The organism is Brevundimonas sp., assembly GCF_041648055.1.
Classification (GTDB): Bacteria; Pseudomonadota; Alphaproteobacteria; order Caulobacterales; family Caulobacteraceae; genus Brevundimonas.
In genome coordinates, this window is the sequence record NZ_JBAZPS010000019.1 from 1 (window position 1) to 10,114 (window position 10,114).

Here is a 10,114-nt window from a genome sequence, read left to right on the forward strand (position 1 = left end):
GAAACAGACCATCGAACATCGCCGCTTGCAGCACCGCAAGCTCGCCGCCTAAAAGCCAACCCCTGACGAGGCCCGCTCTCCGTTAACGCCACGCCAAACCTGCGCCAAATGTTTCGACGACGGACAAGCCCTTCACATCGGAGACCTGACCGCCGCTCAGCGTGACCGCAACAGGGAGGCCCAAAGCGTTGCTGCGGAGATGGATCTTGGTCGAGAAGCCACCGCGAGAGCGGCCAAGACCCTGGTCCTCATCCCCTTTTTTAGCGCGCCGGCGGCGTGCTGATGGGCGCGGATGATGGTGGAATCGATCATCTGGACGCTGCCATGCCCTGCGCCGGCCTCGTTCAGCGCCTCCAGCATCACCTCCCAGGTCCCCGCCAGCGTCCAGCGCCGGAACTGCCGATAGACCGAGTTCCACTCGCCGAAATGGCTGTGCAGGTCACGCCAGGCCGTGCCTGTCCGAGCGATCCAGAACACTCCGTCCAGCACCCGTCGGTGATCACGAGGACGCCGCCCCCGTCTCGGCCCCTTCTCGACAACGAACGGCTCGAAGAACGCCCATTCCTCGTCCGACATCAAACCACGAACCAACGCCACTCTCCGCAAAGAGCAGCCTTGAATCAGTCATCTGGTGATTTGGGAATCCACTTTGTCCACACTACCTAGCCCGACTGCAATCGAGACCCACATCGCCTTTACCCGGGCGATCGCCGCACTCTTCGCCTGCAAGGCGAAGTTTTCAGTGAAGTATGTGCGTTCAGACCAAAACCTTGCAGGTTCCTCTGCATTTCTCAGATCAGCAGGTGGGCGTGGCTTATGGGGCAGAACCTAGATCATAGTTCTGCGCAACTGACAGAGCTGGGAGGCCGTATGCGTCTTTATCGAGGTATCACCGTACCGCGTGAAGTTCTCGCCGACGTTGTGGAGCAAATATTCGCTTCTGGTCTGGCGGCAGCGGACGGTAGGGCGTGAAATCGGACATTGGACGTTCGGCGCATTGAGTATATATTGGTGGTTGGTGGTGAGAATGGTTATGCGCGCATTCGATAGATACGACCTGCAGCGGAGGGGTGCTGAGAAGGCGGCCTGCCGTCGTGCTGACGAAGCTAGGCTTGACGATGGCCAAGTAGGCGCGCGCGAACTCGCCGCAGCCAACAGTTTCTTTTCCTCGCTTGGTGTGTCCAGATTTGAGCTTCAGGCCGTCGGGCGCAAGAGGCTGAATTCTGTCAGCTAACGCAGACAGCGACCTCGGTGCCGTTCACCTTGAGGCTGCGGAGGTTGCCAGGATACTGGAGATCGTTGCTGACGCGGAAGCGATCGTGGTGGGCGGACAGTCTGTCAATCTCTGGGTTGAGTTCTACCGAGGGGCTTTACCAGAGCTTCTCGAGGATGGGCCGTTCACCAGCAAAGATATTGATTTTCTTCATAATTCCGCTGCGGAGGATGGGCTTGTCGCTGATCTGGGCGGGAAGCTAATTTTGCCCGATGGCGCGGATCATACGCCGAACGCGGCCCTGTTCGTTGGCGAGTTGAACGGGCGAGAGGTGAAGATCGACTTCATGCGCAGCGTTCTTGGCGTCAATGATGCCGAATTGCGCAGGCAGTTCGTAACTATTGGAGGTGAGGACGCCCAAGGGCAGGGGGTGAGCGTTCTGGTAATGCATCCTTTGCATTGTTTTCAGAGCCGGTTGGCCAATATCCACACTCTAGGCCGTAGGGATGCAGTGGCGCTACGACAAGCTCGGGCTACTGTTCAGGTGCTTCGTGTGTTCATCGATGATCTGTTGAGCAGGGGAGAATTCCGCGAGGCTCAGGATGTTCTGCGCAACTATTTTTATACGCTAAAGAAATCCTATTTCGGTAAGGCGGCGCACACTGAAATTAATCTTCACGCAGAACGCGTGCTGATGGAATTTCAGAGTGACGAAAGATTGGACTTGCGTTGGCGGAACAATCAACTAGCCCGCTTTGTTGCGGATGCAGAGAATCTGCGTGCCCGAGCCCTGCACGTCGATCCGTCGCATTGACGGATGGAGTGGGCGCAAGCTGCACGAATTTTAGCACGTTCAAGGGGCTTCGAGCTCGTCTCTACCCGTTAGCCTACAAGCGAATGTCCGTAGTACACCGATACCGTTGAAAAAGTCGGCAATTGCCACGGGCGGCGGGGGCTGATTCACTCTGGCCATTGAGGCTGGAGGCAGCGTGATGATGGGCGAGCGGCGGGTCGATCAGGCGGCTCTTTTCTATACGTTCTCGCTGGAGGATCACGTCCCGGCGAACCATCTGCTGAGGTCGATCGACCGGTTCGTCGAGCTTGAGGGGCTGCGTGCGCATCTGGCTCCGTTCTACAGCGCAATGGGCCGCCCCTCGATCGATCCCGAACTGCTGATCCGGATGCTGCTGGTCGGCTACTGCTTTGGGATCCGGTCGGAGCGCCGGCTGTGCGAGGAGGTCCATCTGAACCTGGCCTATCGCTGGTTCTGCCGGCTGGGTCTGGAGGGGGCTGTGCCGGACCACTCGACCTTCTCCAAGAACCGCCACGGCCGCTTCCGCGAGAGTGACCTGCTGCGTCAGTTGTTCGACACGGTCCTGCGGCGGTGCATGTCCGAAGGCCTGGTCGGCGGCGAGGGCTTCGCCGTGGACGCCAGCCTGATCAAGGCCGAGGCGAACCGCGAGCGCAGCGTGCCTGGTGATCCCGGTCTGCCGCCCGAGGCGTCGAGCCGGGCCATCGACGAGTATCTGGCGGTGCTGGACGACGCGGCGTTCGGTGGGGCCACTCCCGTGACGCCCAAGTTCATCTCGCCGGTGGATCCGGCCGCGCGCTGGACCGCCGCTAATAAGGGGCCGGCCTTCTTCGCCTATGCCACCAACTACCTGATCGACCTGAAGCACGCCGTCATCGTCGATGTCGAGGCGTCCACCGCCGTGCGGCCAGCCGAGTTGACCGCGGCCCGCACCATGATCGAGCGGGTTCAGGATAAGCATGATCTCCACCCCGATCGCCTTGCCGCCGACACCGCCTATGGCTCGGCCGAGATGCTGGAATGGCTGGTCAACGACCGAGGGATCGCACCCCACATCCCGATCATCGACAAGTCCGGCCGGACGGACGGGACCTACTCCCGAGCCGACTTCTCCTACGACCGCGCCGCCGACCTTTATCGCTGCCCAGGAGACAAGGAACTGAAGCAATATCGGCGGGCCTTCCGCGCCGATCACCCCGACACTCCACCGGATGACACCTATCGCTATCGCGCCTCCAAGATCGATTGCGATGCCTGTGCGCTGAAGCCCAAGTGCTGCCCCAACGGGCCGGCTCGGAAGGTGACCCGTTCCATCCACGAAGACGCCAGGGACGTCACCCGCGACATCGCCAGGACCGACGCCTACGTCACCTCCCGACGCGAACGGAAGAAGGTCGAGATGCTGTTCGCCCACCTCAAGCGCATCCTCAGGCTGGACCGGCTGCGGCTTCGCGGTCCCTGCGGCGCCCGAGACGAGTTCCTCCTCGCCGCCACCGCCCAGAACCTGCGCAAAATGGCCCGTCTGATCCCGATTCAAACCTCCCCAGTGCCTGTCTGAAGGCCTGACGCGTTACGAACCCCGTCACAGCCTGACCACGTAGCCGTGCTGTCCCGTCAGCAAACCGACTTTTTCAACGGTATCCGCCCGATGACATTCGGCACCAGCATTTAGGGCCTGCCCCCATGCGACATGGTCTCTCACCCATCGCCTGAAAGGCCATGTTCCGAGAGGAGTTTTTGTGCGCAGTCCAAAGCTTGTAGTTGTCTCTACATTGCCCGGTCGGGTCCTGCCGCTGCCGGTGATGGCGCTGTGGCAGACCTGGTCAATGTTGAAGCTGTGGCGGGAAGTCCAACTCGAACGCTGATCGTTCAGGCGCGACCCCGAAGGTGGCCTCTCCATTGATGCCGGCTTGGCGGCCTAGCAAGGTCGAGTAGGTGTAGAAGCGGATCTTTCGGGTGTCGGTGTCGAACGCCATGAACCTCAGCCAGCCTGCGCCGCCGTTGGCTGAGCCCGCAGCGCCATCCCGCCCAACCGTATTGCCCTGGTAGTCCTGAATCAGTTGATAGACGGGATGACCGGCGTCGTTGAGGTCGATCCGCAGGTTCTCGCCATTGGACACGCCGTCCACAGGGCGAGTGTAGTTGTGCCCGCTCAGGATCATGAAGATCATCGCGTTCTTGCGGATGAAGCGATCCCAGACCTGATCTGGAGACAGATTGTCGGCCCCGGCGAAGTAGCTGTCGTACCCGTTGGAACGCTCCTGCGCGTCGGGCTTCAGCCACTCGTGGGTGGTGACGATGACCGGCAGGCCGGGATGGGCGTCGATCACGCCCTGGGCCCAGTTCAGCGCGGATTGCGGCGGCTCCATCTCCAACGATAGGTGGAGGAACCGCTTCCCGCCCCCTGTGAACGTCTGATAGCTGTTCAATCCGTTCGCGGAAGCGCCGCCGTACCAAGCTTTGCCGCCGAAATGACGCGAATCCGGTCCAAAATAGAGGCTCCACGCCCGGCCGCCCGTCAGCGGTTTGGAGGCGCCGGGACCGTTCTCCGCCCACCAGGAATAGTTGTCGTAGTCGTGGTTGCCGGGGACCATGCCGAAGGGCAGGCCGCTGCGGGTCAGGATCGAAATCGCGCGGTTGGCGATGTCCCATTCCTCGCGGGAGTCGAAGTATTGGTATTCGCCCTCGGCGTCGGGGATCGCGCGTCGGAACTGGCCGTCGCCGTGCTGGACGATGTCGCCCACGAAGGAGACGAAGGCCAGATTCTTCTCTTCACGCGTCTCGACCAGATAGCGCATCTGCTGGGCGAAGGTGTCCGCGCCGCGCGGCTGCGGCAGGGTGATGTCGGAGTAGTTCTGGGTGTCCGAAACGACAGCCACGGTGAAGACCTCGGCCCAGGCCGGAGCCGCTGTCGCCAGCAACGCGCCTCCGAGCGACAGAGCCAGAGACAGGCTCGCGCCGATCCGTTTGAACATGGTCATGGGTCCCGTCCTGAACTGCTGGGTTGGGACGCCATAGCCAAGCAGTGTGACGGTTTTCTCCGGTGAGCCTCCGCATTGGCGCGGGCGCATCGATTGATACGCAAATGTCGTCCCACCGACATCAGACGGTGACGCTCCAGCGCCATCTGCCGTCTGTGAGCCAGGAACATGGAGCGTCGATCAGTACGGTTCGTCCGTCGCCCAACCTCGCGCCCGACGAAGGGTTTGCGAGCCTGACGAGACGACTCCGCAGTCCGCTGCTCCACTACTTTCTCAGGCGGACCAGAACCCCGGCGGACGCCGAGGAGATGGTGCAGGAGCTCTTCGTGCGTCTGTTGCGCCGGGCGGACCTCCTCAGTCTTGAGAACGTCGACGGCTACGTGTTCGAGGCGGCCGCCAATATCGCGAGGGACCGTGGCCGGTACGAGCAGGCCAGGGGGCAGGGGCGCCATGTCGAGATCACGGACCTGGTCGCTGAGAGCGAAGAACCGGGGGCAGAACAGATCGTCGCCGGAAAACAGCGTTTGAAAAGGATGCTGGCGGCGCTGAACGCCCTGCCGCCCCGGGCACGCGAAGTGGTGATCCTGCGGCGGTTCGAAAACCTGACCTACCCCCAGATCGCCGGGCGACTGGGAATTTCTGTGAGCGCAGTCGAGAAGCACATGGCGCGGGCGATGTCGGCCCTGAGGCTCGACCTGGTCGAGGGCGACCGCTGATGTTTCCCGCCCTTCCGCGCCCCGGCAACGACGACCATGCCGATCCCGCCGCCTTCTGGTTCGCGCGGCTGAACGGCGGCGGCCTGACCAGCGCCGAGGACGAGGCCCGCTTCCGTTGCTGGCTGGACGAGGACCCTGAGAATCTCCGCGCCTATCGAAGCTGCCAGCAGACCTGGCGTCTGCTGGAGCTGGACGCCGCAGAACCCGAGATTCTGGCGCTGCGGTCCTCGGCGCTGGGGCCGGAAGATCGCCGGTTCACCCGGCGGCGCGCCCTGTTCGGCCTCACCGGCGGCGCCGTCGCGGCGGCCTGCGGCGGCCTTTGGCTGATGACGTCGGCGTCTCCGGCGCGGGCCCTGATCTCGACCCGGGCCGGCCAGCGGTTGACCGCGCCATTGCCCGACGGCTCGGAGGTGACGCTGGCGCCCATGACCCGCCTGCGTCTCGACTACGGACAGGGCAGGCGCGCGGTCGTGCTGGAGACAGGTCAGGCCTATTTCAACATCCTGCCCGATGCGGCCCAGCCCTTCAGCCTGCGCGTAGGCGAGCGGGAGTTGACGACGGAGCAGGGGCGGTTCCAGCTGACCTATCTGGATGACCGTCCGGACGTCCTCGTCGAGCAGGGACAGCTTTCCCTGGCCGACCGGGGCGGCGAGGGAGCCGTGGTTCGCCTGGAGACGGGCCAGCGTGTGGATGTCCGCGACGGTCGGCTGGAGAAGGCCGCCGCCGATGTCGAAGTCGAGACGGCGTGGCGATTGGGCCGGCTGGTCGTGCGGGATCGTCCGCTGCGCGAGGTCGTCGCCGCCTTCAACCACTATTCCGCCGATCGCCTGGCGATCGAGGACCAGGCGGCCGGAGACAAACGCATCTCCGGCTCCTTCCGATACGATGGCGGCCGAGAGTTCGCCCTGGCCCTGGCGACCGGCTTCGCCCTTTCCGTGAAGCGCGCGCCGGACGGCGTCTGGCGCATTCGAACGCCTGACGAAACGACTACGCTTCGATGAAATTTCCAAGACCGGGTGGGGACTCGCGCGGTCGCTCCCGTTCCTGAGAACGAACCGGCCGGGCGCCGGTCTTCCACTTCAGGGGCTACCAATGACCATTTCCTCGCCGCTTTCGCGCACTCTGAAACGCGGCCTGCTCGCCTGCAGCGCCGTCGCTGTTCTGGCCGTCGCTTCGCCGGTTCTGGCGCAGGCCTCGGGCGGCCAGTCGATCGCCTTCGCCATTGAAGGCCAGGCGCTGGAAACGGCCCTGACCAGCTTCGCCCGCACGGCTGATGTCCAGGTGGTCTTCTCGCCGGAACTGGTGCGCGGCAAGCGCGCCGGTCGCGTCTTCGGCCTCATGCCGCCAGCCCAGGCGCTGCGCGAAATCCTGGCCGGATCGGGCCTGGTCGCGACCCAGGTCGGCGAGCGCACCTTTTCTGTTTCGCAGATCGGAACCGCAGCCGCCGACGTCACCACCGTCGACGAGGTGATCGTCACCGCCCAGAAGCGCGCGCAGCGCATCCAGGACGTGCCGCTGGCCGTCACCGTGCTGGACGGCGAAGACGCCGCGCGTCGCGGCATCGACAGCGTCGCGGGCCTGGTGGACGAGGTTCCGGGCGTCTCGATCAACTACGCCTTCGGCGGCACCAACTACGGCCTGATCAGCATCCGCGGCATCGGCGGCGCCGACGACTACAAGCCCAACGGCAACCCATCGGTCGCCCTGCACGTGGACGGCGTCTATCAGACCTCCAACGCCTATCTGGGCATGCCGCTGTTCGACCTGGATCGCGTCGAGATCCTCAAAGGGCCGCAGGGCACCCTGTACGGCCGCAACACCACGGCCGGCGTGATCAACGCCATCACCAAAGGGCCCGGCGACACAGTTGAAGGTTCGGGCCGCGTCGAGATCGGCAGCCATGACTACACCGCCTTGGAGGCGGCCGTCGGCGGTCCGCTGGGCGACAAGGTCGGCGTGCGCCTGGCCGTGCTGGCCGAGCAGGGCGGGGGCTTCATGACGGGCGCCGGCGCGGGCGATCTCGCCGGCTACCGTCCCGTGATCGGCGGCGTCCTCCAGACTCAGGTCCCAGCCATCGTCGATCCGGGCCGCCGCGAAGGCTTCGGCGACACGGACCTGTTCGCGGGGCGCGCCACCGTGGCTCTGAACTTCAGCCCGGAGACGACCCTGACGCTGAAGCTGTTCGGCAGCCGGGATCGGGGCGATACGCGCCAGTACGACCGGATCTCGGCCTCTCTGGACTCTAACATCGCCAATGCGGGCGAGAACGACGATCCCTACGAATTCTTCTCCTCGGAATATCCGACCCAGAGCATCGACATCTACGGCGTGTCGGGCGCCCTGGAGCACCGGCTGGGCGACAACCTGAACCTGGCCGTGATCGGCAACGTCCAGGGCACGACCCGCTCGGTCCAGGGCAATGGCGACGGCTCGCCCTATCCGGCCTCGCGCTTCGACGCCGACGAGACGCTGAGCCAGACCTCGCTGGAAATGCGCCTCAGCGACGACACGGGTGGTCGTCTGGACTGGATCGTGGGCGGCTTCTACGTCTCGGACGACATTGACTTCGACACTCACTGGACCAGCTATACGGCGCGAACCCAGTACGACAACCTGCACAAGCAGACCCGCAACAGCTTCGCCGTCTTCGGCCAGGTCGACTATGACCTGACTGACAAGCTGACCCTGTCGGGCGGCCTGCGTTACACCCGCGACGAAGCCACCTTCAGCGGCCGCAACGACGACCTCAACCCGTGGGGCATCTCGACCTTCACCACCACCTTCGCCACCACTAACCCCTTCGTCTGGGACCGGTCGTTCGAGGATGACAATGTCTCGGGCCGGGTCACGGCCAAATACGCCTTCAACCCGAACCTGAACGTCTTCGTCTCGGCCGGTACGGGCTATCGTGGCGGCGGTTTCGACGGGACCTCGATCTTCACCCAGGCTGAGACCCTGCCGTTCGAGTCCGAAACGGTCACGGCCTATGAGGCCGGGCTGCGCTGGACCACCGCGCGCCTGCGCGTGTCGTTGGACGCCTTCTCCTACAAGTTCAAGGAACTGCAGGCGACGACCCGCCTGGCCAATGACACCAATGGCCGGGCCAACGTCGGCGAGGCCGAAAGCAAGGGGATCGAGTTCGCCGTCAACGCGCTGCTGTTCGAGAGCGCCAACCAGACGTTGGACCTCGATCTGGCGGCTGCCTTCCTGGACACCGACATCATCTCGTTCAGCTCGGCCCGCGTGGCCGAGGTGCTGTCGACCGTCGGTGATCCCCTGCCGGGCGCGCCGGATGTGACCGCAACCCTGTCGCTGAACCATGGCCTTGTCCTGGCCAACGGCTGGCGTCTCGACTCGCGTCTGGCCGTCTCGCACCACGGCGAGGAGTCCAATCGCCTCAATGCGGCACCGGGCAATACGGCTGAGGCCTACACGCTCCTGAGCGCCCGCGTGGAGCTGGAAACTTCGGCCAACTGGGCAGTCTACGCCTATGGTCGCAACATTACCGACGAGGTCTATTTCCCGGAGATGAACGGCGCTTCGCGTCTGGTTGGCGCCCCGGCGAGCTACGGCGTGGGGCTGCGCTACAGCTTCTGACGCTTTGGCTGCGCCGTCTCTCGCATTTCAGGGAGGCGGCGCAGCCAAACTGAGGCGGCGTTGGCGGGCGCCGCCCTGACCTACGAACGCGAGATCGGAGAAGTGGACGCCCGGCTGGCCGTGATTTCCATTGATCTGGATGCGGCGGGAGCCGAAGCCGACTCGGCATGGGCGGGCCTCGAACAGCAGCGCACCCAGGTGGAATCTCAATCCCACTACGTGGTGGTGGCGACCGTGGACGGTCGGGTTGCAGCCTTGCCGGTCCGTCGCGGGCAGAGCCTGCCGGCCGGAGCGGCCGTGGCGGTCGTTACAGCAGGAAATGCGCCGCTGGAGGCCGAACTCTACGCTCCGTCGCGGGCGTCCGGCTTCATCCGGGAAGGACAGGATGTCCGCCTGATGTACCAGGCCTTTCCCTACCAGAAGTTCGGCGCGGGGCAGGGGCGGGTGGACGCCGAGGCACAGCAACTGGAACGGCTGGCCCGGTCTCAACATAAAGCCAGTAGCCCAACCGTGACTGCGTCAGATGTGATCGAAAAAATCAGCAGGCTAATCGATGACATGGGGGCAATCTGACGTGCCCCTGAGAATTTCCTCCACGCGGAGCTAGAGTCCGGCCCTTGATGATCCGCCCCCGTTTTCTGGCGCACTCGAAGCTGGAGTTTTCCGGCCCGTGATCCGCCCCCGTTTTCTGGCGCACTCGAAGCTGGAGTTTTCCGGCCCGAGTCAGGGTGACAGGCTGGCTGTGTCACCCGGATTCATCAGCGTGATCGGCGTCTTGTTGCCAATGGCCCCATGG

7 protein-coding genes and 1 pseudogene are annotated in these 10,114 nt (G+C 64.1%); 6 read left to right on the plus strand and 2 right to left on the minus strand.

Annotated elements, in window-relative coordinates:
- Positions 1 to 115: 115 nt before the first annotated feature.
- Positions 116 to 576: pseudogene (locus WC585_RS16935) on the minus strand (IS5 family transposase); the annotation flags it as partial.
- A gap of 743 nt (positions 577 to 1,319) precedes the next feature.
- Here WC585_RS16935 and WC585_RS16940 point away from each other — a divergent pair.
- Both WC585_RS16940 and WC585_RS16945 read left to right on the plus strand, forming a co-directional pair.
- A complete protein-coding gene (locus WC585_RS16940) occupies positions 1,320 to 2,027 on the plus strand; it encodes a hypothetical protein (protein WP_154725293.1) in 708 nt (235 codons plus the stop codon).
- A gap of 178 nt (positions 2,028 to 2,205) precedes the next feature.
- Positions 2,206 to 3,582 carry a transposase gene (locus WC585_RS16945; protein WP_373259184.1) on the plus strand — a complete coding sequence of 459 codons (1,377 nt, stop codon included), beginning with the start codon at positions 2,206 to 2,208 and terminating at the stop codon, positions 3,580 to 3,582.
- A 265-nt stretch (positions 3,583 to 3,847) separates the two neighbouring features.
- On the opposite strand, the gene WC585_RS16950 is transcribed toward WC585_RS16945, so the two are convergent.
- Entirely contained in the window at positions 3,848 to 5,005 is a 1,158-nt protein-coding gene (locus tag WC585_RS16950; RefSeq protein ID WP_230307494.1) for a metallophosphoesterase, read from the minus strand.
- A 62-nt stretch (positions 5,006 to 5,067) separates the two neighbouring features.
- Between WC585_RS16950 and WC585_RS16955 the strand changes: the two genes are divergently transcribed.
- The 4 genes from WC585_RS16955 (at position 5,068) to WC585_RS16970 (ending at position 9,891) form a co-directional block, all read left to right on the plus strand.
- Complete coding sequence (locus WC585_RS16955) at positions 5,068 to 5,721, plus strand: RNA polymerase sigma factor (RefSeq protein WP_230307493.1); 654 nt, start codon at positions 5,068 to 5,070, stop codon at positions 5,719 to 5,721.
- Complete coding sequence (locus WC585_RS16960; protein WP_154725291.1) at positions 5,721 to 6,722, plus strand: FecR domain-containing protein; 1,002 nt, start codon at positions 5,721 to 5,723, stop codon at positions 6,720 to 6,722. Before WC585_RS16955 ends, WC585_RS16960 begins: the two co-directional genes overlap by 1 nt.
- A 91-nt stretch (positions 6,723 to 6,813) precedes the next feature.
- Positions 6,814 to 9,318, plus strand: coding sequence for a TonB-dependent receptor (locus WC585_RS16965; RefSeq protein WP_154725290.1), 2,505 nt, complete (start codon positions 6,814 to 6,816; stop codon positions 9,316 to 9,318).
- 60 nt (positions 9,319 to 9,378) lie between these two features.
- Positions 9,379 to 9,891: an HlyD family efflux transporter periplasmic adaptor subunit gene (locus WC585_RS16970; protein ID WP_230307492.1), complete on the plus strand. Its 513-nt coding sequence runs from the start codon at positions 9,379 to 9,381 to the stop codon at positions 9,889 to 9,891.
- The last annotated feature ends 223 nt before the right edge of the window (positions 9,892 to 10,114 follow it).

What these genes read in the sequence shown, in the direction of transcription:
- WC585_RS16945 (WP_373259184.1), top strand. Translation starts at nt 2,206, where the DNA reads ATGATGGGCGAGCGGCGGGTCGATCAGGCGGCTCTTTTCTATACGTTC.
- WC585_RS16950 (WP_230307494.1), bottom strand. Translation starts at nt 5,005, where the DNA reads ATGACCATGTTCAAACGGATCGGCGCGAGCCTGTCTCTGGCTCTGTCG.
- WC585_RS16960 (WP_154725291.1), top strand. Translation starts at nt 5,721, where the DNA reads ATGTTTCCCGCCCTTCCGCGCCCCGGCAACGACGACCATGCCGATCCC.
- WC585_RS16965 (WP_154725290.1), top strand. Translation starts at nt 6,814, where the DNA reads ATGACCATTTCCTCGCCGCTTTCGCGCACTCTGAAACGCGGCCTGCTC.